Source organism: Mesorhizobium sp. WSM4848, from assembly GCF_055811375.1.
In genome coordinates this window covers 103,886-130,038 of the sequence record NZ_JBVVPX010000001.1, presented here as the reverse complement: position 1 = coordinate 130,038, position 26,153 = coordinate 103,886, and the positions used below count along the sequence as shown (strand labels likewise).

Here is a 26,153-nt window from a genome sequence, read left to right as displayed (position 1 = left end):
TTCCCTTCGTCAGTTTCCATCCGTCGCCGCGAGGCTGCGGTCGACGTCGTCGACCTCACCCTCCGCGGCGGCGATGCGTTGCTCGCACCTCGCGCCTTCCTGCATGACCGCCGCGGCTCTCTCCTCCGCCTCATGCAAATCCTGCACCAGTTGCGCGCTGGCGCCGCTCCTGCCGATTTCGAGTTCCAGGCGCAGCACATCCATCTCGATACCGGCGCGTTTCTGATCGAGCCGCAACGCCTCGGCAGTCAGCGCGGAGACGTTGGCGACAAGATCGAGCCGGCGGGCGAGCAACGTGTCACGCTTGGCAGTATTGGGGCCTCCTGTCATTTTTCGTTCCCCAAAGATCCGGGCGGTTTTTCGAAAGCCGACAGCAATTTTGGCAACGTGCCGGCCTGCGACTGGAACTGTTTTTCGGCCGTTTCGATGTGGCTCTTGAGCTGATCCCAGATGTCGACGCGGATCATCGATGTCGTATCGCCGGTGAGGCGCTCGATCTCGTCGACGCGGAACTGCCGCGACAGCGAAACGCCGGAAAACACGAAGTCGCGCAACAGGATCGCATGGTTCTCGATGAACAGATGGATCATCGGATGGGTTTCCGTGGTGACGCCGCCGGCGGCAAGCTCGGCTTGGATGAAGTCCTGGAAGTGGCTCTGCAGGCGGTGTTGGCTCTCGCCCATGAAGCGCATGACAAAGACCAGATCGCGCGGCATCAGCCTGACAAGATCGCCGGTGACGCCTTCTGCCTGGCTGGACATCGGCTCGTGCGGCCCCCGGCGGTCTTTATCGTTTGGCATGGTTTCTCTCCAGCGTGACACCCGTTCATGGGCCGTCGCCCCCAAATAGTGGAGAAAGACGAAGAATTGAATAGATGATCTTCGTTTTTGTACTTGCTGCGCTTGCTAACTAAATATGTTGCAATTGCGAATAGGCGCGAAATATTACAGGCGTACGTTACAACTGTAAAAGAACGTTACAGTTGGCCATCAGCTCATATGCCGAAAGAGCGGCGATTTTGTTTTGAGCGCCAGCCATGGGTGCTGTTTTCAAATTGGCACGGCGCTTGCTTTGTACATTCCCACAAGAAGCCCATCGCGATTTGACGCGGTGCCAAAAGAACGAAGGAACGGAGGAAGCTGGCCGCTTCGATACGCCCATCGCATACGCGGTTGGCGCCGCGGTCCCTGCCAGACGCCTCCAAAACCTTTGCCGCGATCCACTTGAATGGCAGGACCATGAGTCGCGCCTGAACGCGCAACCCTTTGTCGTGCCGTTCGCACTCTCACTTGCGGCGCTGTGCGCCGCTTCATGCCGGGGGTCAAGGGACCTGCGGCTCAAACCTGGTGGAGGCTTATGACCATGACGTCTCTGACGCTCAACAAGATTACCTCGCAACGCGGAATCTCCGTCGGCGAGGCAACCAAGAAGATTGCCGATCTCGGCTGGAATCCTTCCTACGTCCAGGAGGCGATGACGTTTCCGACGGACTACAAGATCAACAAGACGCCGCGCGACCCGATGAAGCAGGTCCTGCGGTCCTATTTCCCGATGCAGGAAGAGAAGGACAACCGCGTCTATGGCGCGCTCGATGCGGCGTTGCGGGGTGACATGTTCCGCAACGTCGAGCCGCGCTGGGTCGAATGGATGAAGCTCTTCCTGGCCATCATTCCCTTCCCGGAAATCTCCGCTGCCCGCTCGATGGCGATGGTCGCCCGTATCGCTCCTGGCGAGGAACTCAGGACCGGCTTCACGATGCAGATGATCGACGAGTTCCGGCACTCGACGATCCAGATGAACCTGAAGAAATGGTACATGGAGAACTACATCGATCCGGCCGGCTTCGACATTACCGAGGAAGCCTTCGGAAAATGCTACGCCACGACCATCGGCCGGCAGTTCGCGGAAGGCTTCATCACCGGCGACACCATGACTGCCGCCTGCATGTACCTGACCGTGGTCGCCGAAACCGCCTTCACCAACACGCTGTTCGTCGCCATGCCATCGGAAGCCGCCCGCAACGGCGACTATGCGCTGCCGACCGTCTTCCTGTCGGTGCAGTCCGACGAGAGCCGGCATATCGGCAATGGCCATTCGCTGCTGATGGCGGCGCTCAAGGAGCCGGAGAATCACCTCTTGCTCGAGCGCGACCTGCGCTACGCCTTCTGGCAGAACCACGCGATCGTCGATGCGGCCATAGGCACCTTCATCGAATACGGCACCACCAACCGCGACAAGAACAAGGAGTCCTACGCGGAAATGTGGCACCGCTGGATCTACGAGGATTACTACCGCACCTACATGCTGCCGCTTGAGAAATACGGCATCAAGGTCCATCATGACGACGTCCAGGCGGCCTGGGAACGCATCACCAAGAAGAACTACGTCCACAAGGTCGGGCAGTTCTTCGCGGTCGGCTGGCCGGTCAATTTCTGGCGCATCGAAGCCCAGACCGACAAGGACTTCGAGTGGTTCGAGCACAAATATCCGGGCTGGTACGCCGAATTCGGCGACTTCTGGAAATGGTACGCCAAGCTCAGCCACAAGGGCGAGAAGGTGCTGCTGTTCAACAGCGACGTCGGTTACGTCTATCCGCACCGCTGCTGGTCCTGCCTCGTTCCCTGCCTGATCCGTGAGGATATGGTTGTCGGCGAGATCGACGGCCAACTGCACACCTTTGCCCACGAACTCGACAAGTGGACTGCCACCGTGGCGTTCGCCGACGAGTATCAGGGCCGGCCGACGCCCGCGATGGGCCGCTTCAGCGGCAAGCGCGAGTGGGAGACGCTCTATGACGGCTGGGATCTGGCCGATGCGATCAAGGACCTGAACTTCGTCCGTTCCGACGGCAAGACGCTCGTACCGCAGCCGCATATGCGCTTCGACGACAAGGAGATGTGGACGCTGGACGACGTGCGAGGCAACAAGCTCGGATCTCCGCTCAACGCGCTGCGTGCCATGTCGCCCGCGGACCGTGAGAAGCACCTGGCGGAATACCGGGCCGGCTTCACGATCAATCCCTGCAACTGATCAGGCCAAGGGGCGGGTTCGTCCCGCCCCTTCTCTTACTGGAGGTCCGTATGTCGGAAACCCACACGGTCAGGCTCAGCCCGGTCGACGTCGAATTCGACGTCGAGCATGGCGAAACGGTGCTCAACGCCGCTTTCCGCCAGGGCATCGCCCTGCCGCACGGCTGCAAGGAAGGGCAATGCTCGGCCTGCAAGAGCGTGTTGCTCGAAGGCGAAGTCGACATGCTGAAATACTCGACCTTCGCGCTGAACGACATGGAGAAGGAGAGCGGCCACGTCCTTTTGTGCCGCTGCATCGCCTACTCCGATCTGGAAGTCGAGCTTCTCAACTACGACGAGGAGATTTTGGCGAAAGCGATCGCCGTGAAGACGTTCAACGGCCGGATTGCTCTGATCGAGCACCTGACCCACGACATTCGCGGCATCGAGATCGAACTCGGCTCGCCGATAAAGTTCTGGGCGGGGCAATATGTCGACATCACGGTTACCACGGAAAAAGGGGAGACGATTACGCGCTCGTTCTCCATGGCAAATACGCCGGACCAAACCGAAAAACTCTGCTTCATCATCAAAAAATACCCTGAGGGAAAGTTCTCCGGAGAACTCGATTCCGGAGGAATCAAGGTCGGAGCACAGGTCACCGTCGTCGGACCCTACGGAACCTGTTTCCGCCGGGACGAACGGCAAGGACCCCTGATCCTGGTCGGCGCCGGATCGGGCATGTCACCGATCTGGTCGATCCTCAACGACCATCTGAAGAGCGGCGAGAAACGTCCGGTCTACTTCTTCTACGGTGCCAGGACCCGCAACGACCTGTTCTATCTCGACAGGATCGCCGAGCTGATCGGCCAGCATTCGGATGTCACCTTCATTCCCGTGCTGTCGCACGCGACTGATGACGCCGAATGGCAAGGCGAACGCGGTTTCGTACACCAGAGTGTCGACGCCAAGCTCAAGCAACTTGCGGTCGACGGGCAGGGCGATGTCCATGCCTGTGGCCCGCCACCGATGATTGATGCGCTCCAGCCGGTTCTATTCATGAACGGGTTCGAGACGGAGCGGATCTTCTTCGACAAGTTCACCACATCGACAGGTGCTACGCCGGCCCACTGAGGGGACGGCCACGCAACTGCAACCACAACTGCAACAAGGGAGTGAAGACTATGCCAGCCATCTCGAGTTCAGTCGGATCCGGAGCCGCCGGCGCGGCGATCTTTGCCGATTCCGACAGCCGGAAGTACCGGTACTTCGACCCGAAGGGCCAGCGCGCCACGCACTACGAAGACATGACGGTCGACGTACAGCCTGACCCGGAGCGCTACCTGATCCAGGACTGGATCATCTCCTTCGCCGACGGCAAAGGCGCCTATGTCAAGCAGAACACCGCGGCTCAGAGTTCCAACTGGCATGCCTTCCGCGCCCCTGATCAGGAGTGGGAACGCACGCACTACCAGCGCCAGTCGAAGATCGAGACGATGGTGCAGAGCGTCATCAACAATGCCCGCAAGTCGGGAGCGCCGAAGACCTTCGACAAGGCCTGGGTCAAGGTTCTGCAGACGCAACTCGGCGCCTGGAAACATGCCGAATTCGGGCTCGGCACCTCGCTGATGCAGGCGCAGCGCTACGGCTACACCCAGATGATCAACAACGCGACGCTGACCAACTCGTCCTACAAGCTGCGGCTGGCGCAGGACATCACGCTCTACCTTGCCGAGATCGGCATGGACCTTCCCGGCTGGGACGACGAACTCGGCAAGAAGGCCTGGCTCGAGGACAACAACTGGCAAGCCACCCGCGAGGCGGTCGAAACCATCATGGGCGCGACCGACTATCTCGAACAGTATTTCGCCATCAACATCGTCTTCGAACCGCTGGTCGGGGAAGCATTCCGCTCAGGTTTCCTGATGCAGATCGCCGCCGCCAACCATGATTTCATCACGCCTGCGGTGATCTCGGCAGCCGAGGCCGACTACGAGCGCAATCTCGCCAACACGATCGACCTCATGCACATGCTCGCCAACGATGAGAAGCACGGCGCGGCGAACAAGAAGCGCTTCCAGGGCTGGGTCGAGAAACACGGCGCGCTCGCCGACAAGGCAGCCACCGGCCTGCAGCCGATCTGGTCGATGCCGCATTCAAAGCCGGTCGCCTTTGCGGATGTCCGTGCCAAATCCGAGGAACGGATTGGACAGATACTCGGCGAACTTGGCCTCAAGCGCTGACACAGGGAGAAAACCGTCATGTCAACTGCAGCACGCGACGCATCGCAATCCAACATCTTCAGGTCGATGAAGGATATCACCTTCGAACAGACGATTTCGCATCAGTGCGGCGTCACCATGAACGACTCGGTGGAAGCCAGGGCCATCGCCGAATTCATGGGCCTGAAGCCGAACGTAATCGTCACCTACCAGCCGGCGATGATCCGCATCGATGGCACCGGCAAGCTGATCTTCAAGATGGACGAGATCAGCGAATATCTCGGCCGCGAGATGACGGCGGAAACCTTCGAGGTCAACAGCTCCACCCACTACGGGCGGATGGTGCGCATCGACGACAACACCGTGATCCTGTTCGGCAACATGGACGAGATGTTCGAATACATCGAATAGCCGGCAAAAAATCAGGCGTGCCGCCTGATTGCGGCACGCCGAACCGATCAACACGCATCTTGCGGAGGAAAGAATGTTTAGGACACCGGAAGGCAAGGATATTTTCGTGGTCGACGGCCACACCCATTTCTGGGACGGCAGCCCGGAGAACCAGAAGAATATTCACGGTAAGCAGTTCATCGACTGCTTCTACGCCTATCATACCGGGCTCAGCCCCAAGGACCAGCTGTGGGAGAAAAGCAAGTTCGAAAGGTACAGCGCCGACGATCTCTATCGCGATCTGTTCATCGACGGTCCCGACGATGTGGCGATCGTCCAGTCGACCTATCTCAAGGACTTCTACAAGAACGGCTTCAACACGATCGAGCGCAACGCCGAGGTGGCCAAGCTCTATCCCGAGCGTTTCATCGTCAATGGGGCCTTCGATCCGCGCGACGGTGAGAAGGCGCTTGAGTACATCCATTTCCTCAAGGAAACCTACGACGTCAAGGGCGTGAAGATGTACACGGCCGAATGGAACGGCGCCTCAAAGGGCTGGAAGCTCACCGATCCCGATGCCTACAAATGCTTCGAACTCTGCGACAAGCTCGGCATCAGGAACATCCACGTCCACAAGGGCCCGACGATCCTGCCGCTCAGCAAGGATGCGTTCGACGTGCATGACGTCGATCACGCGGCGACGGATTTCCAGGGCCTCAACTGGATCATCGAGCATTGCGGCCTGCCGCGCCTCGACGATTTCTGCTGGATCGCGACGCAGGAAACCAACGTCTACGGTGGACTTGCGGTAGCGCTGCCCTTCATCCATTCCCGCCCGCGCTATTTCGGCGAAGTCATCGCCGAACTGCTGTTCTGGCTCGGGCCGGAGAAAATCCTGTTCGGTTCCGACTACGCGATCTGGACGCCGCGCTGGCTGGTCGAGAAATTCTGGGCCTATCAGATCCCCGACGACATCGCTGCCGAACGCGGAGTGCAACTCACCGACGAGATCAAGGAGAAGATCCTCGGCCTCAATGCCGCGCGTCTTTACGACATCGATATCGATGCCAAGAAGAAGGCGCTCGCGGGCTCCCCCTTCAGCATCGCAGCGGAGTAGTCACGATGGGCGCCGCCAGAATACCAAGCCGCCAGGCAGAAGTCTGGCGGCGGCTAACCGAGGTCAATGACCCGGAACTCGACGAACCTATTACCGAGATGGGCTTTGTCGAGCGGGCCGAGGTTACGAGCGATGGCAGCGTGGAGATAGATTTCCGCCTGCCGACCTACTGGTGCTCGCCCAACTTCGCGTTCCTGATGCTGGACGGCGTCCGCAAGGCGCTCGACCAACTCTCATGGTCGCCGGCCCATCGCGTCAAGCTGCACGACCACATGTTCGCGGAAGAGGTCAATCGCGGCATGGCAGCCGGCAAGACATTCGGCGATATTTTCGCTGAACTTGCCGAGGATCAGGATCTCGGCGCCTTGCGCGAAACCTTCATGATGAAGGCATTCAAGCGGCGCCAGGAGGCAGTCTTGCGCGGCCTCCGGCAGCACGGTCTGACGGATCGGGAAATCCTCGGCATGGACCTGCCGGCATACGACGTCGCGCGGCTCGAGGCGGGCGAAGCGGCCAAACAGAAGCCGAGATACCGGGCGGCTCTGATCGAGCGTTTTCCCGACCGCCGGGCGGATGATCCCGTCTTCGTGACCTGGGAAGGACAACGCATACCGACTGCCGCACTCGGCGCCCATCTCGCCGAACTGCGCGGTGTGCGCGTCAATATGGAGTTCAACGGCGCGCTGTGCCGTGGACTCAAGCAGACCAGATACAAGGAACTCGATGTGGTCGACGGCGAACCGACACTGGTCGATTTCATCATGGATCGCGTGCCGGCACGAGCCGCGCCGACTGCCTGAAGTAGAGCCGAAAACAACGGCCTCCCTCGCACGAGGCCCCTAACCAACAACCCGCCCGTAAGGCGGAAGGAGGAATCATGCCCAAAATAATGCTTCACAACTCCGACGCCCGCCGCGCGCTCGCCCGTGGCGTCTTTCGGCTGGCCGCTGCCGTCGAGCCGACGCTCGGCCCCAAAGGCATGAACGCCATGATCGACCGGCCGATTGGCACGCCGATGGTGACCCGCGACGGCGTCAGCATCGCCTCCGAGATCGAACTGCACGACCGCTTCGAAAACATGGGCGCGCAGGTCGTTCGCGAAGTGTCGATGCAAACCAACGAGGTCGCCGGCGACGGCACCACGACTGCCATCGTGCTCGCCAACGCTCTCATCCAGGGCGGTGTGGAGGCGAATGAACGCGGCGTGAAATCCGTCGATCTGTGCAAGGGCATCGACCTTGCCGTGACAGCGGTGGTGGCGGCGCTCAAGGCTTCGGCCAAGCCGGCTAAGGGCAACGGCATTCTCGCCTCGGTCGCCAACATCGCGGCGACCAATGCCAAGCTTGGCGCACTAGTTGCGGAAGCCCACCAGCGGGTGGGGGCCGAAGGCGTCATCACCACGGACTTCAGCGTCACCACCGAGACCACGCTCGATGTGGTCGAGGGCATGTCCTTCGACCGCGGCTATCTCTCTCATCACATGGTGACTGATCAGGAGAAGATGGAGGCTGTTCTCGAACGGCCGTACATCCTGATGACCGATCTCAAGATCAAGGAGCCCGAGGCGCTGGATGCGGCTCGCCGCATCGCCGCCGAGGATGGTCGGCCGCTGCTGATCGTGTCCGAGGAAATGTCGCCGGAAGTTGTGGTGACGCTGCTCGGCAAGCAAGGACCTGGAAAATACCTCGTCGTCCATCCGCCGGAGTATGGCCATTGGCGCAAGGCGATGATGGAGGATCTGGCGATCATCACCGGCGGCAAGGTGATCGCGCGCGACCTCGGCGGTCGGCTGGAGGACATCACCGCCGACGATCTCGGAACAGCCGACCGGGTCAAGACCAGTTCGTCCTACACCTCGATCGTCCGCGGCGGCGGCGATCACGCGGCAATCGCGTCGCGTCGCGCTCAGGTACAGCGGCAGTATGAAGCTTCGCCGCCGAATATCGATCAGGACAAGCTGCGCGAGCGCCTGGCCAAGCTTTCTGGCGGCACTGCGATTCTCTATGCCGGCGGTGTCACGCCGGTCGAGCAGAAGCGAACCATTCAGCTCATCGAGGATTCGCTGAATGCGGTACGCGCCGCATCCGAAGAGGGCGTGGTCGCCGGAGGTGGCTCGGCGCTTGCCCAGATCGCGCCGCTGCTCGACAAGGTGGCGGCAGGCGTCGACGGCGATGTCGCCGAAGGCGTGCGCCTGGTGCGATCGGTGCTGTCGCGGCCGCTCTGGCGCATAGCCGTCAATGCCGGCGCCGATCCCGAGGCAGTCGTGGCGGAAGTCACGCGCATCAACGGCGGCTACGGCTACAACGCGTCTGCCGGCAGCTACCAGAACATGTTCGAGGCAGGGATCATCGATCCGGTCCGCGTCACCTACACAGCACTCGCCAACGCAGCTTCGGTGGCGACGCTGATCCTGACCACCGAAACGCTGATCGGCCATCTCGCCGAGGACGAGGACCCGACGGCCGGACCGGCTCGCGGTGGCGGCTCTGAAAAGCTCGGCCGCGCCTGAAGCAATCCGAACAATCTCGACGTTGAAAGGACACAGCCATGAAAGCTGCCAGACTGTACGAATACGACCCGCATATGAACGTCCAGCTCAGGGTCGAGGAGGTCAAGGCGCCGACCATTACCGCTCCCGACGAGGTCATCGTGCGGGTAGGTGCCGCCGGCCTCTGCCGCACCGACCTCCACATCATCGAGGGTGTGTGGAAGCCGACCATGGATCCAGAGGGCACGCTGCTGCCTTACATCATGGGCCATGAAAATGCAGGCTGGGTCGAGGAGGTCGGAAGCGGCGTCAGGTCGGTCAAGCGCGGTGACGCGGTGATCTGCCACCCGTTTCGCTCGTGTGGCATCTGCCTCAACTGCCGCCACGGCGAGGATATGTACTGCGACAACGGCCAATTTCCGGGCCTCGGCATGAATGGCGGTTTCGCGGAGTATTTCATCACCAGCGAGCGTTCGCTGATCAAGCTGAACGCCAACGTCACGCCGATCGAGGTGGCGCCGCTTGCCGACGCCGGCATCACCGCTTATCGCGCCGCCAAGCGCGCCGCCAAACTGCTGCGACCAGGGAGCTATTGTGTGCTGCTCGGCATAGGCGGGCTCGGCCACATCGCGCTGCAATCGCTGCACGCGATCTCGGGCTGCCGCATCATCGCCGTCGATCGCGAGCCGGCAGCACAGGTGCTGGCCAAGGACCTCGGCGCGGACTTCGTCCTCGATGGTGGGCCGAACATCGTCGAGGAGGTCATCCAAATCACTGGCGGCGGCGCCCATGTGGTCATCGATTTCGTCGGTGAACTCGGTGTCGAGAACATCTGCTGGAAGATGGTGCGCAAGGGCGGGCAACTGTTCGTCGTCGGCTATGGCGGCAATATCAATGTGCCGACCGCCCATCTCGTCATCGAGGAGATCAACATCGGCGGCAGCCTGGTCGGCAATTTCACCGAGCTTGTCGAACTGATGGAGCTCAACGCCGACGGCAAGGTGAAGATGCACTACACCGAGTACAACCTTGCCAGCATCAACACCGCGCTCGACGATTTCAAGAACCGTCGGTTCACCGGCCGCGGCGTTATCGTGCCGTGACCTATCCGGACCGGAGCCGCGCGGACGGGTGCGGCCCGGTCACCACTATCATCTAGCGGGAGTGGCGCGAATGCTACGGGGCTCTTTCGTCGCCGGTGGCGGGTTCTGATCCTAGAGGAAACTGCGGCGGATTCCGTATTGGTCGAGTTTGCGATAGAGCGTCGGCCGGGAAATGCCGAGCCGCCGCGCGACCCGACTGAGATTGCCGCCCTCGGCTGCCAATGCGTTCTTCATCGCCTGGCGTTCCGCCTCGACGAGTGTGCCTCCAGGCGACTCGGCCGACAGGGTCTTACCATCATTGGACGTGGCGCTGGGCGCCGCGATTTCACCGGGGAGATCGTGGAGCCCGATATCTCGGCCCCGCGCCAGGACATGCAACCGCCCGATGAGGTTCTTCAGTTCGCGTACATTGCCCGGCCAATGATAGGCGAGCAGGGCATCGAGCGCTTCTTGCGAAAACTCCAGCGGGTCCTCGCCCGCTGCGGTAGCGATCTGCCGGTTGAAATGTTCGACCAGCAGCAGCACATCCTCGCCGCGCTCGCGCAGCGGTGGAACAGTGATCGAAACCGCGCCAATTCGATAGTAGAGATCGCGGCGGAATCGGCCTGCGTCAATTTCGTGCTTGAGATCGCGATTGGTCGAGGCGACCAGGCGCACGTCCACCGGGCGGCCCCGGCTGTCGCCAATGCGGTTGACCACGCGCTCTTCCAGGACACGCAGCAGAAACGGCTGGATCTCGAGCGGCAATTCGCCGATCTCGTCGAGACTGAGGACGCCGCCATGGGCGAGCTCGAAAACCCCCGGTTTGCCTTCACGCGAGGCGCCGGTAAAGGCGCCGGCGACATGGCCGAACAACTCGCTGCCGAACAAGTCCTTGGTGATCGCCCCGCAATTCATGGCGATGAATGGGTCGTTCGCCGTGCGCCGGCTGCCGGCATGGACGAGCCGTGCAAACAGCTCTTTCCCGACGCCTGTTTCGCCCTCGACCAACAGCGATGTCACACTGCCCGACCGCGCGACGCGGCAGGCGACGTCGATGGCGGCATGCAGTGCTTCGCTTTCGCCGACGATCATGGCGACAGCATCCTGAAGATGCTTGTTCACTTCCCGGTGGACCACCGCCGCGCTGGAGACTGCCGGCACGGAGGGGAACACCAGCGCCGCTCCGCGGAGGTCGCCGTCGAGCTTGAGCGGGGTGATATGGCAGGATCGCAGATGGGCCGGCAGCGCCCTGGCAAGGTCGGCTTCGGAGCCGGAGGACGGAAGGTTCATCAGCCAGCGGCCACGGCCCGGCTCCATCGGGCCGTCCATCATCTCAGTGGCCTCGCCATCAGGCACATTGTTGCAGAATATGGCACGGCCGCGATGGTCGACGATTACCAGCCCGTCTTTTCGGCGGTAGCCGGGAGCCGATGAAATGAAAGCTTCGAGCAGGCGCGTGCGCTGTTCCTGCTGCTGTTCGGCCAATGCCTTTTCGATCTGCCGGGCTGTCGCGGCGACGAGCGCGGTGTTGTGCGGCCTGAAAATCGGCGAATAGCCTGACAGGTCGACGACACCGATGATCTTGCCGTCGAGCGGATCGCGGATCGGCGCGCCGGCGCAAGTCCAGGACTTGATGCCGGCGCAGAAATGCTCGGCCGCATGCACGAAAGTCGGCTCGCCGGTCCACAGCGCCGTACCGATACCGTTCGTCCCGACGGCATCCTCGTTCCATTTGCCGCCGATGGCGAGGTGGATATCCATGCCGTCATGCAGCGTCTTCTTGTCGCCGATAGCGTCGATCAGCACGCCGTCGCTGTCGGCCAGAACCAGCATCGCACCGGTCCCGTCCAGTAACTGGCCAAGCGATGCGAACGACCGCCGCGCCGCCGAAAGCAGTTCAGCATTGGCCCGGGTCAGATATTCGATTTCGTCGCGATCACTGCTCAGCGGTGCTTCAATGCCTTGAGCGTTGATGCCGCCGGTGGCACTGCGATACCAGGAATCGTGAATGAGGGAGCGGACGTGGCTTGCGTGGACTGGATCGCCGGCGCATTTGGGCTCGTCAGCCAGAAAACTTTCCCAGGCGCGCATGGTGGCACGCTCGTCATAGTCGATGTTGCTCAGAGCCATTTGGCCGGTGGCCAGCGACCTACGCGCCGGAAGGGCATCGATCTTCATCTGGTTGGGGGCTATCTCGCGTTTCATTCAGTCATCACAGAACCTTTGAGGTATGCCATTTCTGTATGCTGTCGGGTTCGCAGGCTGCCGCGAGTTGGACGTGAAGAAGCACGCCCAGGCGTCAGCCTGATCAGTCGATGCCGAGTTTCGCGCCGATGTCGAAGGCAAGCTGTTCTTCGGTATAGGTGGCAGCGAGGCGGGATCCGTCCATGTCGGCAAGCGCCTCGGCAACGATTTCGTCAACCGGCGAGAAGAAGCCATTCTGCTTTGTTGCCAGCACGAAGACCTGATCGCCGCCGCGGTCGCGGATATCGCCGATGTGATGAAGTTGGCGGCCCGTGTTCCGATCCTTCGAAATGACACGGCCGTTCATGGTGACTTGGATGGTCGGCTTGACCTCGGCCACCCCGGCCGCGCCGCCACCGACATGGATGATCAGGCCTTCCGCCTTGGGTTGCAGGCGTGGCTTTCGCGAAGCTGAATAGCCGCCACCGCTGATCTGGTCGGCAAGGCGGACGATGGTCGAGCGGTTCTGCTCGATCAGTCTTTTGACTTGTGCGTCCTCGCGCCGCGGGCCATCCCGCTTGGAGATAATCTCGACCATGAATCCTCCCAGATTCGCACCGCGTCGCCGTTTCTTCGTTTGAGGTGAACCCTACACCGCCTCGGCGAAGTTCGCCATTCATATCAGATAGCGCCAAAATTTGCTTTGCTGGTAGCAGGCGGCTGCTACACGGGATTTCCGATATCGGACGTTTTGAGTAATGCCCGCTTGTCAGGCTGCCTTGTTCGTCAATTCCGAGGGTTTGCTGTCGAGTTGTTGCCTGTCGCGCACGTCACGCTTTCGCAGGACGCTCAAATGCACGCCCGCTGCCAGGCCGGCCTCGGGATGCGGCTTGGCTTCATTGAGGCGGCGGTGAAAGGCGAGAGGCTCGACTTGCGACGGACTATCTGCTCGCCAGCGTCGCTACAAGATCGCTGAAACGTTCGCCCTGGATGCTGACATGCTGGCGCAGCAGCGTGCGCGCCTGCTCCGCGTCGCCGGCGAGGATTGCTTCCACGATCGCGCCATGTTCGGCGAATGACGTGGCAACGCGGTTGCGCACGCGCAGTTGGAGACGCCTGTAGGGCTGCAGACGGCGATGCAGTGCGACGCACTGCTCGGCCAGAAAACCGCTGTGGCTGGCAGCGTAGATAGCTTTGTGAAAGCGCTCGTTATCGTAATAGTAGGCGTCGCTGTTGCCGGCCGAAGACGAACGCTCGCAATCTGCATGCGCGGCCAGGATGGTTGTGCGATCGGCATCGGTGAACCGTCGCGCGGCCAGCGAACCGGCCAAACCTTCAAGTTCCGCCATCACCTCGAACATTTCGAAAATGCGGTGCGGTCCCGGATCAATCACCACGGCGCCCCGGCGCGGCCGGATCTCTATCAGTCCGATCGCGTTCAACTGCATCAGCGCCTCGCGCACCGGCGTTCTCGAGACGCCGAAGCGTGTTGCCAATTGCACCTCGTCTAGTCGTGCACCTGGGGCGAAGTCGTTCGAGATTATGCCGTTTTCAATCTCGTCACGTAGGCGCTGAACGACATTTTCCGACATGTTTTGGGCCTTCCAATGCAATATGATAAAGCTTGTATGCAAGAATGTTGACTTTGCGTACAAGGATGTTTAAGAACGGTACCACAACAGGCAAGTCGCACACAAATGGGTGCACGCATCCGAGCACCAGCACGCGTCGACACCGCGCGGAGGGTCTGCTTGCGCCGATTTCGACTTTGCCAGGAGGGACTCCGACATGGCAGGCATCTCGTTCTTTAGCGATATGGTGCAAAGCATCACCGATCGCGGCCGCAGGCTGCTTGCGGCAGGGGCGCGCAGCGAGCCGGTCCAAGCCGAGACGAATATCGAAACACTCTGCGACATGCTTTTGTCGAGCCGGGGCGAAGCCTCGGGCATGGCGTTGGCCGCCGAGGTCCTTCAGCGCTGGGCCCAACTGGACGCTGCCGGTCAGCAAGACTTCGTGCGAATGCTGCACGAACAGTTCGGCCCAGACATCGCCAAGCTTGACAAAGCCATCGAGCGCTACCGCAACGACGGGAGTTCGGATGCCGTCATCGAACTGCACCAGGCCGCCGAGCCGCGTCGCCAGGAATTGGTGCGCAGACTGAACCTGGCCCCCAAAGGCACGGCAAGGCTGGTGGAGATGCGCGAGCGCCTATTAGCCATGAAGGATGCGACGGAACCGTTTCGCGCCGTCGATGCCGACTTCGCCCACCTGTTCGGCTCGTGGTTCAATCGCGGTTTTCTGACCCTGCGTCCGATCGACTGGTCGACGCCGGCCGACATCCTGGAGAAGATCATCAGATACGAGGCGGTGCATGAAATCGCCGGCTGGGAGGAACTGCGGCGGAGGTTAGCTCCAGCCGACCGCAGGTGCTTTGCGTTCTTCCATCCGCGACTCGCAGACGATCCGCTGATCTTCGTTGAGGTTGCGCTGACCAAGGCGATTCCCTCCGCCATCGCTGATGTGCTCGATGTAAACCGTTCGCCGATCACGGCCCAGGACGCCACCACCGCTGTCTTCTATTCGATCTCCAACTGCCAGGACGGACTGCGTGGCATCTCTTTCGGGAACTTTCTGATCAAGCAGGTGGTGGAGGATCTGCGCCGCGACCTGCCTGGCTTGAAGACCTTCGTGACGCTGTCGCCGGTTCCGGGTTTCGCTGGCTGGCTGGCAAGACTGCGCAAGGCGGCCGATGCCAGCCTCGATGATCAGACCCTCAAGACGCTCGAGCTGCTGGACGATCCGGGCTGGGCGGACAGTCCGCAGAAGGCACGGGTCGTTGAACCTGTGCTTCTCCCGCTCGCCGCACGCTATTTCGTTAGGGAACGGGCCACCGGCAGACGGCCGGTCGATCCTGTGGCGCGTTTTCATTTGGGCAACGGCGCCCGCCTTGAACGGCTGAACTTCCTCGCCGATCGCTCTGCCAAGGCGATGCGGCAGTCCCACGGCTTGATGGTCAACTACTTTTACAAGTTGGACGACATCGAGGCGAACCACGAAGCCTTGGCGCAACATGGCGAGATCGCTGCTTCGCCGGAGGTGAGAAAACTGGCGGCAGCCGCTTCGACCGACGCCGATATCGGCGCCCCGGTTCGTCGACGCCGCACCGAAATGCAGAAAACCTGACAAGCAAATTGGGAGGAGTTCAATGAGCAATCACCTGTTCGACGCCATGCGAGCATCCGCCAGGTCAGGCGAGTCGATTTTCATCGAGACGATTGATGGTCAGCGTTGGACCTATGCAGATGCGCTGCGGCTCTCCGGACAGATCGCCAGCGCAATTGATGTGCTCGGCGTTCGCCCGGGCGACCGCGTCGCGGTCCAGGTGGACAAGAGCCCGCTGGCTCTGATGCTCTATCTCGCATGCGTGCGCTGCGGGGCGATCTATCTGCCGCTGAATACCGCCTATACGCTGGCTGAACTCGACTATTTTATCGGTGACGCCGAACCGCGGCTCGTCATCGTCTCCTCGAAGTCGCGAACTGATGTCGAGAGGATCGCGCACGGCCACGGCGCGATTGTCGAAACGCTCGATGCGGACGGCGCCGGGTCGCTCATGCAGTTGGCCCGGGACGAGTCTGCCGATTTTCTCGACGCGGCGCGCGCGCCTGACGATCTCGCCGCGATCCTGTACACATCTGGGACCACCGGCCGTTCCAAGGGCGCAATGCTGACGCACGACAACCTTTTGTCCAATGCAATGGCACTGCGCGAATGCTGGCAGGTGACGGCAGCCGACCGGCTGATCCACGCGCTGCCGATTTTTCACACGCATGGGCTCTTCGTGGCGACCAACGTCACGCTCATTTCCGGCGCCTCGATGTTTCTGCTGCCAAAGTTCGAGCCGGAGGAAATCCTTTCTCTGATGCCACGGGCGACGCTGATGATGGGCGTGCCGACCTTCTATGTCCGGTTGCTTCAGCATCAGGGCCTGAACCGGGAGACGGTCGCCAATATCAGGCTGTTCATCTCCGGCTCGGCGCCGCTGCTCGCTGAGACGCACGCCGCATTCAAGCAGCGCACCGGTCACGCCATTCTCGAACGCTACGGCATGACCGAAACCAACATGAACACCTCAAACCCCTATGACGGCGAGCGAAGGGCAGGGACAGTAGGTTTCCCACTCCCGGGCGTGTCGGTGAGGGTCACCGATCCGGCCACGGGCGAGACGCTCGGACCAGGCAAAACCGGCATGATCGAGATCAAGGGCCCGAACGTTTTCCGGGGTTATTGGCGGATGCCTGAAAAGACGGCGGCGGAGTTCACCAAGGACGGCTATTTCATCAGCGGCGACCTCGGCAAGATCGATGAGGCGGGCTATCTCCACATCGTCGGCCGCGACAAGGACCTGGTGATCTCCGGCGGCTACAATATCTACCCGAAGGAAGTCGAGGGTGAGATCGATCAACTCGACGGCGTCGCCGAGAGTGCGGTCATCGGCATTGCACATCCGGATTTCGGCGAGGGGGTGACGGCCGTCGTGGTGCTCAAGCCCGGTGCGACGATGGACGAAAAGGCCGTGCTCAACGCGCTGCGCGACCGCCTCGCGCGCTTCAAGCAGCCGAAACGGGTGATCTTCGCCGAGGACCTTCCGCGCAACACCATGGGAAAGGTGCAGAAGAACCTTCTGCGCGACCGGTTCAAAAGCCTTTACATGCCTGCCTCCTAGGAGGCGCTGACGACCCTGCGTTGGTGCTTGGGAGCGAGACCAACGCGGCTGATCCACTACCGATGAAAATGAGAACGGGCGCCTGAAGGCGTTTCCCGAAGGGAGGAAGCTATGAACATCCAGATTCTGTCGATTGCGCTGCTGGTCGGCATGTTCGTGATCGCCACCATGCAGCCGATCAATATGGGCGCGCTCGCCTTCGCGTGCGCTTTTCTGGTCGGCTCGCTCGTCATGGCCATGAAGCCGGCGGAAATATTTGCTGGCTTCCCGAGCGACCTCTTCCTGACACTGGTCGGCATTACCTACCTGTTCGCCATCGCCCAGATCAACGGCACTATCGATTGGCTGGTCGAGGGCGCGGTCAAATTGGTGCGCGGACATGTGGCGTGGATTCCCTGGGTCATGTTCCTGGTCGCCGCCGTCATCACCGGCTTCGGTGCGCTCGGACCTGCGGCGGTCGCCATCCTGGCCCCGGTGGCGCTGGGTTTTGCGTTCCAGTACCGCATCAATCCGGTCATGATGGGATTGATGGTTATTCACGGGGCACAGGCGGGCGGCTTTTCGCCGATCAGCGTCTATGGCGGCATCACCAACCAGATCGTCGAAAAGGCGGGGTTGCCGTTCGCACCGACATCGCTGTTTCTCTCCAGCTTCTTCTTCAACCTAGCCATCGCAGTCCTCGTGTTCTTCGTCTTCGGCGGCTCGAAGGTGCTGCATAAGTATTCGGTCGCGTCGGGACCGCTGCCTGACCTCCACCCCGAGGGCGTGACGCAGTCAATCGTCGGCCACGGCGGCACGCTGGCTACTCCGATCAGCCATCACGTCTTTGAGGAGCAGACAAAAAATGTATCGGCGCTTTCCGGCCTGACTACGGAAAGGTTGACGACATTGATCGGCCTGACCGCGCTCGCGGTCGGCGCGCTTGTCTTCAAGTTCAATGTCGGCCTGGTGGCGATCACTGTCGCGGTCGCGCTGGCGCTGCTCTCGCCGAAGACCCAGAAGGCGGCGATCGACAAGGTCAGCTGGTCGACGGTGCTCCTGATCGCAGGCATCATCACCTATGTCGGCCTCATGGAGAAGATCGGCACGATCGACTACGTCGCCCAAGGCATTTCGAGCCTGGGCATGCCACTGCTGGTCGCACTTCTCCTGTGCTTCACCGGCGCCATTGTATCGGCATTCGCCTCGTCCACGGCATTGCTGGGAGCCATCATTCCGCTGGCCGTGCCCTTCCTTCTACAGGGGCAGATCAGTGCCATAGGCGTGGTTGCCGCGATAGCGATCTCCACCACCATCGTTGACACAAGTCCGTTTTCGACCAACGGCGCGCTGGTCGTCGCCAATGCCCAGGAAGCAGAGCGCGAGGGCGTGCTGAAGACGTTGCTGATCTACAGCGCGCTTATCGCCATCATCGGCCCGGTCATCGCCTGGCTGGTTTTCGTGGTCCCCGGGTTGGTTTGAACGGCCGGCCAATCAGTCTGGCCGCTCCGGTGCAATTTTGACCGGCGGCCAGGCTCGATACCCAACCTGATCTGGTCGGCATGAATAAGAAAAACGGCGGCGCAGGCAGAGCCGATGCCCTGTCAAGGCAGCCATTGGGCCGATAGCGCCGCCCGCCCTGCCTGGCGGGCCGTCGCTGCTCATGCGGGTGAGGGCGCGTAGCGGCTGCCCAGCGAATAGCGGCTGCCGACATAGGTGAGCTTGTTGACGGTGGCGACGGCCGCGCCCGACCAGGTCCGCCGATGCAGGAGCAGGCAGGGGTCGCCGGGTCGGATCCTCAGATGGCGGGCCACCATTTCTTCTGCCGCGACGGCCGAGATCACATGCTCCACTTCCGTCAGCGGTGTCGCCCGCTGCAAATAGTCGTAGGTGGCGGTCGCCACGAAGTTTTGCCGATGGTAGTCCGGTGCGAGCGCCGGATTGACAAAACGTTCCTCGAGCTGGACCGGCACATCGTCCTCGAAATGCACGATGATCGAATGGGCGACCGGCCTGCGGCGCGTGAACTCGAAGGCGACGACGAGGTCCAGCGCCGGATTGCGGATCCTCTCAAGGACGACGACCTCGGCCCTATGGCGTGCGCCGCGCGCGGCGATCTCGCCGGCGATGTTCCTGATTTCGATGAGGGCCGATTGCGGTTTCGGCGGTGCCACAAAGGTGCCTACGCCCTGGATGCGCAGCAGGTGGCCTTCCGAGGTCAGTTCTCTCAGCGCCCGGTGCACGGTCATGCGCGAGACGCCGAGCGTGCTGACCAGTTCGTTTTCGGAAGGCAGCCTGCGGTCCTTCGGCCAGTTGCCGCTGCCGATATTGCCGAGCACGTAGTCCTTGACCTTTTCGTAGAGCGGTCCGGCGGTTTCGGTAAGCCTGATCATCCTCTCTCCATTCGGACGATGGTCTTCAACCCGCCGCTCGCGCCGGCGATCAGGCGCTGGTAGGCGGCGGGAATCTCGCCGATCGCTATCTCGTCGGAGACGAAGAGCGACAGCGCGGGCGCGAGATCGCCAAGCATCGCGACGGCCGGCGCAAGCTCGTCGGCGGAGGCGTGGCAGCCGACAAGCGCGATCTCGCGCTCGACCAGCAAGTTGGGGTCGAGGTCGAGGCGGCCATGCGAAATGCCGACCAGCGCCAGCGTGCCGCCGCCGGCCAAGACATCGAGCAGCCGCGCCATCACCGTCACATTTCCCGTCGCGTCGATGGCATGGCGCAGATTGGGATCACGGGGCAGGGCGTCCAGGTCGACGACAGTCGCGCCGCTCACCTTGGCCACAAGATCTGCACGCGCCGCATTGCGGTCGGCGACGAGGACCTGTCTCTCGCCCGGCCGCGACAGCAGCAGCGCAGCCAATCCGCCGATCGGGCCGCAACCAGCGATAAGCACCGGCGCTCCGGCCGGCGCCGCCAGCCGTTGCACTGCGTGCAGGGCGACCGCCAGCGGCTCCGCCATGGCGGCGATTGCGGGATCGAGCGTGGCGTCGTGGCGCACAAGCAGCCGCGCCGGCAGCTGCGTCTCTTCCGCGAAGCCGCCGTCGCAGACCTCGCCTACAAAGCCCAGTCTGGCACAGACATTATGCCGGCCGGCCCGGCAGGCAGGACACTCGCCGCACCAGAAGCGCGAATCGGCCACGACCCGGTCTCCGAGCGCAAACTGGGACACGCCGGCACCCACGGCGATCACCTCGCCGGCGAACTCATGCCCGGCGACGCTCGGCGCGCGGCTGATCCACTGACCGGTGCGGAAGTTGTGGAGGTCGGAGCCGCAAATGCCGGCGGCCGTCACCCTGAGCCGCACCCAGCCAGGCGCCGGTTCGCCGGGAGATGGCACGTCCTCAACCCGCAAATCGCCCGCCGCATGGAGTCTGGCCGCCTTCATCATCCGCTACCGCGCCAGATATCGGTCGCGCACGCCGGAAACGGCGTGTTCGTGCGAGGAGAAGCCTTCATAGCGGGCAAGTGTGCGGGCATGGCGCGCGAATTCCGGATAGGCCGCGGCCGTCACGTAGCCGATGGAAGAACGCTTGACGAAATCCGTGACCGAGAGCGGTCCACAGGTACGCGCCCAGCGGCTGGTCGGCAGCACGGCGTTGGGGCCCAGCCCGAAATTGCCGATCGAGATCGGCGTGTGCGGCCCCATCAGGATCTCGGCAGCTTCGGTGATGTGGCCAAGGTGCGCGAAGGGGTCGGTGGAGAGAATCTCCAGATGCTCCGGTGCGTAGTCGTTGATGAAGCGGTAGCTCTCCTCGATCGAGGCCGTCAGCACGATGCCGCCACAGGCGCCGGTCAGGACCGCGGTGGAGAACGCGACCCGCTGCTCGGTCATGCGCGCCCAATGCTCGGGCAGCGCCGCCAGTGCCTCCTCCGCCACGCGGCGGCTGTGGGTCACCAGATACGCCGACGAGTCCGGTCCGTGCTCCGCCTCGATGAGGAGGTCGAGCGCGGCCAGCCCGCCATGCACGCTGTCGTCGGCGAGGATGATCGCTTCGGACGGACCGGCGGGAAGGCCGGGATCGATGACGCCGGCAAGCAGCCGCTTGGCCGCAACCACCCAGGGGCTGCCTGGACCGACGATCTTGAGCGCGGCGTTGATCGTCTCTGTGCCGTAGGCGACCGCGGCGACCGCCTGCGCGCCACCACATTTGTAGACCGTTTCGACACCGGCGAGGCGCGCCGCAACCAGCGTCGCTGAGTCCACCGAACCATCGGGCGCCGGCGGCGTGACGATGGCAAGCTCCGGGACGCCCGCCACCACTGCGGGCACTGCGGTCATCATTGTCACCGAAGGGAACGCCCCTTTGCCGCGCGGGACATAGAGCGCCACCGAGCGGATCGGCGTGAAGCGGTCGCCGGCAAAGGCGCCTGGCCGCATTTCCTTGAGCCACATCGCTTCCGGTTTCTGCTCTTCATGGAAATGCCGGATGTTGTCGATGCCGAAGCGAATGGCGGCGATCACGTCCTCGTCCACCATGCCGAAGGCGGCGTCGAACTCGGCGGGGCTGACCTTCAGCCGCGCGGCATCGAGATCTGCCTTGTCCAAGTCGCGGGCGAAGCGGACGAGCGCGGCGTCGCCTTCTGTCCGGACCGCCTCGATGATCGGTGCGGCCTTCTCCATAAAGCCGGAGAGATCGGTCTCTGAGCGCCGCATCAATGCCGAACGAGCGGCGGCGTCGAGTTGGCTCAGATCGTGGATTGATACGTTTGGCATAAAATTTCCTTTGCGGCCCGACGAGCCGGCTTTCCTCATTTCGATTTCAGGAAGATGTCGAGCCCAACCAGCCTGTCGAGCAGGAAGACGGCGATGCCAGAGCAGGCGATGAAGACCACGGAGATCGCGGCAAGATCCGGCGTGATGATCGAGCGGATGGAGTTGTAGATCAGCACCGGCAGCGTCACGATACGCGCATCGACGAGCAGCAGGCTGACCAGGAATTCGTTGAGCGCCAGGATGAACATCAGCAGCGAGCCGGTGATCACCCCCGGCATGACCGCCGGCAAGGTGACGGAGAAGAACACCTGGAGCGGCGGCGCGCCGCAATTGGCGGCGGCCAGTTCAAGATCCGGGTCAAGCCCGGTGGCACTCGCCGTGACCGCCCAGATCATGAACGGCAGGTTGATGACGCAGCAGGCGATGCCGACCGGCCAGAGCTGGCCGAGAATGCCGGCGTTGCCGAAGATCAGCATGAGGCCGATGCCTGATCCGATCAGCGGGATGGTGAAGGGCAGCAGCAGATAGATCTGGATCGTCTTCTCAAAACGCACCGCATATTTCGCCAGCGCGATGCCGGCCAGCGTGCCCACTGGAATGGCAACGATCGTACAGACCGTCGCGACCTGGAGCGTGCGCAGGAAAGCATTGCGCAGGTCGGAGGCCTGCGAAATACGCGCGTACCACCGCAGCGACAGCCCATCCGGCGGAAAAATGATGATGTTGCCGCCGGTAAACGAAGCGCCGAGCACCACGATCGTCGGCGCCGAAAGGGTCACCAGGGCGATCGTCACCAGGGTCCACAGGACAATCGATTTGCTGCGCGAGCCGCTCACGCCCGGGACCTCCCCATGGCGAGCGTTCCGGCTCCAAACAACGCGAACACCAAGCCGACAAGGATTGACCCGAGCGCGACCAGCATAAGCGCCAGCATCGCGCCGAGACCCTGGTCGGAGGTCCGGAAGAACTGATCGTAGATGGCGTTGGCGATGAAATCCTGCGAGCCGCCGCCAAGGATCGCGGGGACTGCGAAATCGGTGAGCGAAAGCGTCAGCACCACCACGCCGGCGCCGATGAAGCCTGGACGAGCGAGTGGCAGCACGATGTGGATGAACGTGCGAACCCAGTTCGCGCCGAGCGATCCAGCGGCTGCCTCCAGCTCTTCGGGAATGGCGGTGAGTGCCGGCGCCAGCATCAGCACGGCAAAGGGCAGCATGTACTGGACGAGGCCGAACAGCACGGCGGGATAGTTGTAGATGAGCCGCATCGGGGCGACCCCGACAAGGCCGAGCGCCTCGTTCAGCATGCCCTGGTTGCCGAGGATGATCAGCCAGCCATAGGCACGCACCACTTGGCCGATGAAGAACGGCAGGAACAGCGCGATCAGCAGGAATTTGCGCAATCCTGGCGAACGCGTGCGTACCATCAGATAGGCGTAGGGAAAGGCGAAGACCAGCGTCACCGCGGTGACGATCAGGGCGGCGACCAGGCTGCGCTGCGCGACAACCAGGAACAGTGGCTCGGTCAGCGCGCGGCGGAAATTGGTGATGGAATAGTCGTCGGAGAACTGGAAAGTCGTGGTGTCGAGCGTGCGCAGGCTTGCGTCCGCGATCTGGATGAGACCGAGCACCAGCAGCCCGACAAGCAGCACCGCCGGAAGCAGCATCAGATAGGGCGTAGCGCGCCTGAACCGCGCAGGCCAGATAGCGGCGGCAACGCCTTCCAACGCATCCATGATGCGCCATGTCAGGGGATAGGCTGTCCTGGTTGCCCGCATGAAAAATCCGTATACGACGTCGTCAAGGAGCCGGTGCCGCACGAGCGCAGCACCGGCCGACCGGCGTCAGCCCTGCATGATCGCCTTGAACTTGGAAAACCACTCGCTCTCATTCTCGACCTGGATCTTCGACGAGATGCGGATAAGGCGCTGGAAATCCGCTTCGGTGGTCGGATAGGACGGATCGCCCACCAGATCCTTGGGCGGTGTGAGGCCCGGCACCACGCCCGGCAAGCCAAGCCCGTCCAGCCAGACCTGCTGGGCTTCCTTGGTCAGGGCATGATTGATGTACTGCTTGGCCCAGTAGAGTTCGTTTTCCGGCAGGCCCTTGGGGATCCACAAACCGTCCGTGTCGAATTTTGCACCCTCTTCCGGCACCACCCATTCGATTTTGACGCCGTTCTTGCGGGCCTCCCGGGCGTTGGTCGAGATGGTGCAGGCGGCGTCGATCTCGCCGTTCTGGAACCAGGTGGTGAAGTCGGGATCTTCGCCGAGCAGCGGCTGCTGCGCCTTCATCTTGGTGATGAAATCCCAAGCCGGCTGCATGTTGCCCGGTATGTCCTCCAGCTTGCCGCCACCGGCGACCTGGGCGGGGAAATGGAAGCCGATGCCGTCATTGTAGAAGGCAAGCCGACCCTTGAACTTCGGGTCAAGCAGATCTTTCCAGGACTTGGGCGGTCCGTCCGGGAATGCCGCAGGCCGATAGGCCAGCACATAGACATAACCGTAGGTATTGACGATCGGGAAGCCTTCCAGCCCGGCCGGCTTGGCAAGGTCCGTCACATTGGCGAGGTTCGGCAGGTCGGAGAGGTCTTCCGTCACGCCGCGCAGTGCCGATTTCGTGGCATTGGTGGTGGTGTCCCAGTTGATATGGATCGGCGGGACGCGTTTCTGCGCCACGGCCGCCCAGACCTTGGGCTGAATCTCGTTGTCTTCGGTCAGGTCGTGACGGACAGCAATCCCCGTCATTTTGGTGAAGCTGTCGGACACCCCGGCCTTCAGGCTGTCCACCCAACTGCCGCCCCAGGCGCGCACGATGATCTCTGCCGGCTTTTCCGGCTCCTGCGCATAGGCGCCGCGCAGGCCGAGCGCCGAGGCGCCGCCGAGCGCAGCTGAGGCCTGAAGGAAGGTTCTGCGGGAAACATGGGATATCCTCGGCTTGAAGCGCTTCATCTGCATTCTCCTCTGGGTTTGAGTTTCCGGTTCTATCGAAAAACGAGCATATCCCTGGCGTTCCACCCCAGGAACACGCTTTCGCCTATGTCGAACTGCGTGTGCGCGGCGGGATCATGGTCGAAAACGCGAATGACCTCGTCGCCAATCGCGGCGCAGGCTACCTCATAGACCATGCGCTCGCCTTCGAAGATCGTGTCGGTGACGGTCCCGGCCAGCACGCAATCGAGCGTCGACAGCTGCGCAGCATCGCCGGCGAGACGGATCTGCTCGGCGCGGATCGCTCCCGATGCCTTGTCGCCCTCGGCAGGCGGATTGACCGGATCGCCGACCTTTCCGGCGAGCATCAGATCACCCCGAACGATGGAGACGTCGCCCGCTTCCGATACGGCCCGTACCGTACCGGCAATGAAGTTGGTGACGCCGATGAAATTGGCGACAAAGGCGTTGCGGGGCTGGCGGTAGGTGTGGATCGGCCGTGCCTTCTGCTGGATCTCGCCCTGATCCATGACGACGATATCGTCGGAAACCACCAACGCCTCGCGCTGGTCGTGGGTGACATTGATCGTGGTGACGCCGAGCTCACGCTGGATGCGGCGGAATTCGAGCTGCATTTCCTCGCGCAGCTTGCGGTCGAGCGCAGCCAGCGGCTCGTCGAGAAGCAAAAGGTCGGGCTCAAACACCAGCGCGCGCGCAATCGCGACGCGTTGCTGCTGCCCGCCGGACAGTTCGTGAATGCGCCTGCCGCCGTAGCCTCCGAGCCGCACCAGTGCCAGATACCGCTCGACGCGGTCGGGAATGGTGCGTGCGTCGCGCCGGCGCATCTTCAGCGGGAAGGCGACATTCTCGGCCGCCGTCATATGAGGAAACAAGGCAAGCCTCTGAAAGACCATGCCGATCGACCGCTTGTGCGGTGGCACCGCGCTCACCGCTTCACCGTTGATGAAGATCTCGCCTCTGCTCGGAGTCTGGAACCCGGCGATCATGCGCAGCAGGGTCGTCTTGCCGGACCCAGACGGCCCGAGAATAGTGAGAAACCGGCCCTTCGGCAGATCGAAGGACGCATTCTTGACGGCTTGAACCCCATCGAAGTCCATCCCGACGTTGCGGACCGTGACGGCGATTTCCCCGTCGCCTTCCGCTTCGCGCGAGGCTGTGGCCCCGAAAGGCTCCTGCATTGTGGTTCCCCTTTTGTCGCCGGTCGCATGCAAGGGCGCCCAGCGTGTCAGGTGGTATATACAACCATATACAAGCTCGGTCTACACAGTCCTCGTTGCTCCGCAT

The 26,153-nt window shown here is 62.3% G+C and carries 24 protein-coding genes; 11 read left to right on the top strand and 13 right to left on the bottom strand.

The genetic code is table 11. The features are described from left to right. Nucleotides 1–9: 9 nt before the first annotated feature. The 3 genes from AC0L16_RS00615 to AC0L16_RS00605 all read right to left on the bottom strand — a co-directional run bounded on the left by AC0L16_RS00615 (nucleotide 10) and on the right by AC0L16_RS00605 (nucleotide 1,240). The gene (locus tag AC0L16_RS00615; protein WP_473618436.1) at nucleotides 10–330 is read right to left on the bottom strand and encodes a hypothetical protein; all 321 of its coding nucleotides are present in this window, start codon (nucleotides 328–330) and stop codon (nucleotides 10–12) included. Then, entirely contained in the window at nucleotides 327–800 is a 474-nt protein-coding gene (locus AC0L16_RS00610) for a hypothetical protein (protein ID WP_473618435.1), read from the bottom strand. The genes AC0L16_RS00615 and AC0L16_RS00610 overlap by 4 nt, the downstream gene beginning before the upstream one ends. A gap of 194 nt (nucleotides 801–994) precedes the next feature. Then, a complete protein-coding gene (locus AC0L16_RS00605) occupies nucleotides 995–1,240 on the bottom strand; it encodes a hypothetical protein (RefSeq protein ID WP_473618434.1) in 246 nt (81 codons plus the stop codon). A gap of 116 nt (nucleotides 1,241–1,356) precedes the next feature. On the opposite strand from AC0L16_RS00605, the gene AC0L16_RS00600 reads away from it, so the two are divergent. The 8 genes from AC0L16_RS00600 to AC0L16_RS00565 all read left to right on the top strand — a co-directional run bounded on the left by AC0L16_RS00600 (nucleotide 1,357) and on the right by AC0L16_RS00565 (nucleotide 10,328). Further along, nucleotides 1,357–3,030: an aromatic/alkene/methane monooxygenase hydroxylase/oxygenase subunit alpha gene (locus AC0L16_RS00600; RefSeq protein ID WP_376703428.1), complete on the top strand. Its 1,674-nt coding sequence runs from the start codon at nucleotides 1,357–1,359 to the stop codon at nucleotides 3,028–3,030. Nucleotides 3,031–3,080: 50 nt separating this feature from the next. After that, nucleotides 3,081–4,142 carry a 2Fe-2S iron-sulfur cluster-binding protein gene (locus tag AC0L16_RS00595; RefSeq protein WP_473618433.1) on the top strand — a complete coding sequence of 354 codons (1,062 nt, stop codon included), beginning with the start codon at nucleotides 3,081–3,083 and terminating at the stop codon, nucleotides 4,140–4,142. Nucleotides 4,143–4,192: 50 nt separating this feature from the next. After that, nucleotides 4,193–5,251: an aromatic/alkene monooxygenase hydroxylase subunit beta gene (locus AC0L16_RS00590; protein WP_473618432.1), complete on the top strand. Its 1,059-nt coding sequence runs from the start codon at nucleotides 4,193–4,195 to the stop codon at nucleotides 5,249–5,251. Between the two features lie 18 nt (nucleotides 5,252–5,269). Next, on the top strand, nucleotides 5,270–5,641 hold the full coding sequence (locus AC0L16_RS00585) for an MmoB/DmpM family protein (protein WP_236388125.1): 372 nt from the start codon (nucleotides 5,270–5,272) through the stop codon (nucleotides 5,639–5,641). A 73-nt stretch (nucleotides 5,642–5,714) separates the two neighbouring features. Beyond that, nucleotides 5,715–6,737, top strand: coding sequence for an amidohydrolase family protein (locus AC0L16_RS00580; RefSeq protein ID WP_473618431.1), 1,023 nt, complete (start codon nucleotides 5,715–5,717; stop codon nucleotides 6,735–6,737). 5 nt (nucleotides 6,738–6,742) lie between these two features. Next, complete coding sequence (locus tag AC0L16_RS00575; RefSeq protein WP_473618430.1) at nucleotides 6,743–7,537, top strand: iron-sulfur cluster assembly protein; 795 nt, start codon at nucleotides 6,743–6,745, stop codon at nucleotides 7,535–7,537. Nucleotides 7,538–7,614: 77 nt separating this feature from the next. Next, nucleotides 7,615–9,246 (top strand): chaperonin GroEL, encoded by a 1,632-nt coding sequence (gene groEL, locus AC0L16_RS00570; protein ID WP_473618429.1) that lies wholly within the window; start codon nucleotides 7,615–7,617, stop codon nucleotides 9,244–9,246. 38 nt (nucleotides 9,247–9,284) lie between these two features. Beyond that, nucleotides 9,285–10,328, top strand: a complete 1,044-nt coding sequence (locus AC0L16_RS00565) for an NAD(P)-dependent alcohol dehydrogenase (RefSeq protein WP_473618428.1) — start codon at nucleotides 9,285–9,287, stop codon at nucleotides 10,326–10,328. A gap of 111 nt (nucleotides 10,329–10,439) precedes the next feature. Here the strand turns inward: AC0L16_RS00565 and AC0L16_RS00560 are convergent, their stop codons facing one another. The 3 genes from AC0L16_RS00560 to AC0L16_RS00550 all read right to left on the bottom strand — a co-directional run bounded on the left by AC0L16_RS00560 (nucleotide 10,440) and on the right by AC0L16_RS00550 (nucleotide 14,086). Further along, complete coding sequence (locus AC0L16_RS00560; protein ID WP_473618427.1) at nucleotides 10,440–12,515, bottom strand: sigma-54-dependent Fis family transcriptional regulator; 2,076 nt, start codon at nucleotides 12,513–12,515, stop codon at nucleotides 10,440–10,442. Between the two features lie 103 nt (nucleotides 12,516–12,618). Beyond that, nucleotides 12,619–13,092: a hypothetical protein gene (locus tag AC0L16_RS00555; protein WP_473618426.1), complete on the bottom strand. Its 474-nt coding sequence runs from the start codon at nucleotides 13,090–13,092 to the stop codon at nucleotides 12,619–12,621. A 343-nt stretch (nucleotides 13,093–13,435) separates the two neighbouring features. Continuing rightward, nucleotides 13,436–14,086 (bottom strand): GntR family transcriptional regulator, encoded by a 651-nt coding sequence (locus tag AC0L16_RS00550; RefSeq protein WP_254023061.1) that lies wholly within the window; start codon nucleotides 14,084–14,086, stop codon nucleotides 13,436–13,438. 196 nt (nucleotides 14,087–14,282) lie between these two features. Here AC0L16_RS00550 and AC0L16_RS00545 point away from each other — a divergent pair, with 196 nt between their 5' ends. The 3 genes from AC0L16_RS00545 (at nucleotide 14,283) to AC0L16_RS00535 (ending at nucleotide 18,681) form a co-directional block, all read left to right on the top strand. After that, nucleotides 14,283–15,677, top strand: coding sequence for a malonyl-CoA decarboxylase (locus AC0L16_RS00545; protein WP_473618425.1), 1,395 nt, complete (start codon nucleotides 14,283–14,285; stop codon nucleotides 15,675–15,677). Nucleotides 15,678–15,699: 22 nt separating this feature from the next. After that, nucleotides 15,700–17,220, top strand: coding sequence for a malonate--CoA ligase (locus AC0L16_RS00540; protein WP_473618424.1), 1,521 nt, complete (start codon nucleotides 15,700–15,702; stop codon nucleotides 17,218–17,220). A gap of 111 nt (nucleotides 17,221–17,331) precedes the next feature. After that, nucleotides 17,332–18,681, top strand: coding sequence for an SLC13 family permease (locus AC0L16_RS00535; RefSeq protein ID WP_473618423.1), 1,350 nt, complete (start codon nucleotides 17,332–17,334; stop codon nucleotides 18,679–18,681). Between the two features lie 179 nt (nucleotides 18,682–18,860). Here AC0L16_RS00535 and hutC read toward each other — a convergent pair whose 3' ends face one another. The 7 genes from hutC to AC0L16_RS00500 form a co-directional block, all read right to left on the bottom strand. Continuing rightward, the gene (gene hutC, locus AC0L16_RS00530) at nucleotides 18,861–19,592 is read right to left on the bottom strand and encodes a histidine utilization repressor (RefSeq protein ID WP_473618422.1); all 732 of its coding nucleotides are present in this window, start codon (nucleotides 19,590–19,592) and stop codon (nucleotides 18,861–18,863) included. Beyond that, nucleotides 19,589–20,590, bottom strand: coding sequence for a zinc-dependent alcohol dehydrogenase (locus tag AC0L16_RS00525; protein ID WP_473618421.1), 1,002 nt, complete (start codon nucleotides 20,588–20,590; stop codon nucleotides 19,589–19,591). Before AC0L16_RS00525 ends, hutC begins: the two co-directional genes overlap by 4 nt. A gap of 6 nt (nucleotides 20,591–20,596) precedes the next feature. Next, nucleotides 20,597–21,919 (bottom strand): histidinol dehydrogenase, encoded by a 1,323-nt coding sequence (hisD, locus tag AC0L16_RS00520; protein ID WP_473618420.1) that lies wholly within the window; start codon nucleotides 21,917–21,919, stop codon nucleotides 20,597–20,599. Between the two features lie 35 nt (nucleotides 21,920–21,954). After that, nucleotides 21,955–22,755 carry an ABC transporter permease gene (locus AC0L16_RS00515; protein WP_473618419.1) on the bottom strand — a complete coding sequence of 267 codons (801 nt, stop codon included), beginning with the start codon at nucleotides 22,753–22,755 and terminating at the stop codon, nucleotides 21,955–21,957. Continuing rightward, a complete protein-coding gene (locus tag AC0L16_RS00510) occupies nucleotides 22,752–23,696 on the bottom strand; it encodes an ABC transporter permease (protein WP_473618418.1) in 945 nt (314 codons plus the stop codon). Before AC0L16_RS00510 ends, AC0L16_RS00515 begins: the two co-directional genes overlap by 4 nt. 66 nt (nucleotides 23,697–23,762) lie before the next feature. Then, nucleotides 23,763–24,869, bottom strand: a complete 1,107-nt coding sequence (locus AC0L16_RS00505) for an ABC transporter substrate-binding protein (RefSeq protein ID WP_473618417.1) — start codon at nucleotides 24,867–24,869, stop codon at nucleotides 23,763–23,765. Nucleotides 24,870–24,901: 32 nt separating this feature from the next. Further along, a complete protein-coding gene (locus AC0L16_RS00500; protein WP_473618416.1) occupies nucleotides 24,902–26,047 on the bottom strand; it encodes an ABC transporter ATP-binding protein in 1,146 nt (381 codons plus the stop codon). Nucleotides 26,048–26,153 lie beyond the last annotated feature (106 nt).

Excerpts from the sequence above, each read along its gene's own strand:
- AC0L16_RS00615 (WP_473618436.1), bottom strand. The coding sequence starts at position 330 with ATGACAGGAGGCCCCAATACTGCCAAGCGTGACACGTTGCTCGCCCGC.
- AC0L16_RS00610 (WP_473618435.1), bottom strand. The coding sequence starts at position 800 with ATGCCAAACGATAAAGACCGCCGGGGGCCGCACGAGCCGATGTCCAGC.
- AC0L16_RS00605 (WP_473618434.1), bottom strand. The coding sequence starts at position 1,240 with ATGGTCCTGCCATTCAAGTGGATCGCGGCAAAGGTTTTGGAGGCGTCT.
- AC0L16_RS00600 (WP_376703428.1), top strand. The coding sequence starts at position 1,357 with ATGACCATGACGTCTCTGACGCTCAACAAGATTACCTCGCAACGCGGA.
- AC0L16_RS00595 (WP_473618433.1), top strand. The coding sequence starts at position 3,081 with ATGTCGGAAACCCACACGGTCAGGCTCAGCCCGGTCGACGTCGAATTC.
- AC0L16_RS00590 (WP_473618432.1), top strand. The coding sequence starts at position 4,193 with ATGCCAGCCATCTCGAGTTCAGTCGGATCCGGAGCCGCCGGCGCGGCG.
- AC0L16_RS00585 (WP_236388125.1), top strand. The coding sequence starts at position 5,270 with ATGTCAACTGCAGCACGCGACGCATCGCAATCCAACATCTTCAGGTCG.
- AC0L16_RS00580 (WP_473618431.1), top strand. The coding sequence starts at position 5,715 with ATGTTTAGGACACCGGAAGGCAAGGATATTTTCGTGGTCGACGGCCAC.
- AC0L16_RS00575 (WP_473618430.1), top strand. The coding sequence starts at position 6,743 with ATGGGCGCCGCCAGAATACCAAGCCGCCAGGCAGAAGTCTGGCGGCGG.
- groEL (WP_473618429.1), top strand. The coding sequence starts at position 7,615 with ATGCCCAAAATAATGCTTCACAACTCCGACGCCCGCCGCGCGCTCGCC.
- AC0L16_RS00565 (WP_473618428.1), top strand. The coding sequence starts at position 9,285 with ATGAAAGCTGCCAGACTGTACGAATACGACCCGCATATGAACGTCCAG.
- AC0L16_RS00560 (WP_473618427.1), bottom strand. The coding sequence starts at position 12,515 with ATGAAACGCGAGATAGCCCCCAACCAGATGAAGATCGATGCCCTTCCG.
- AC0L16_RS00555 (WP_473618426.1), bottom strand. The coding sequence starts at position 13,092 with ATGGTCGAGATTATCTCCAAGCGGGATGGCCCGCGGCGCGAGGACGCA.
- AC0L16_RS00550 (WP_254023061.1), bottom strand. The coding sequence starts at position 14,086 with ATGTCGGAAAATGTCGTTCAGCGCCTACGTGACGAGATTGAAAACGGC.
- AC0L16_RS00545 (WP_473618425.1), top strand. The coding sequence starts at position 14,283 with ATGGCAGGCATCTCGTTCTTTAGCGATATGGTGCAAAGCATCACCGAT.
- AC0L16_RS00540 (WP_473618424.1), top strand. The coding sequence starts at position 15,700 with ATGAGCAATCACCTGTTCGACGCCATGCGAGCATCCGCCAGGTCAGGC.
- AC0L16_RS00535 (WP_473618423.1), top strand. The coding sequence starts at position 17,332 with ATGAACATCCAGATTCTGTCGATTGCGCTGCTGGTCGGCATGTTCGTG.
- hutC (WP_473618422.1), bottom strand. The coding sequence starts at position 19,592 with ATGATCAGGCTTACCGAAACCGCCGGACCGCTCTACGAAAAGGTCAAG.
- AC0L16_RS00525 (WP_473618421.1), bottom strand. The coding sequence starts at position 20,590 with ATGAAGGCGGCCAGACTCCATGCGGCGGGCGATTTGCGGGTTGAGGAC.
- hisD (WP_473618420.1), bottom strand. The coding sequence starts at position 21,919 with ATGCCAAACGTATCAATCCACGATCTGAGCCAACTCGACGCCGCCGCT.
- AC0L16_RS00510 (WP_473618418.1), bottom strand. The coding sequence starts at position 23,696 with ATGCGGGCAACCAGGACAGCCTATCCCCTGACATGGCGCATCATGGAT.
- AC0L16_RS00505 (WP_473618417.1), bottom strand. The coding sequence starts at position 24,869 with ATGAAGCGCTTCAAGCCGAGGATATCCCATGTTTCCCGCAGAACCTTC.
- AC0L16_RS00500 (WP_473618416.1), bottom strand. The coding sequence starts at position 26,047 with ATGCAGGAGCCTTTCGGGGCCACAGCCTCGCGCGAAGCGGAAGGCGAC.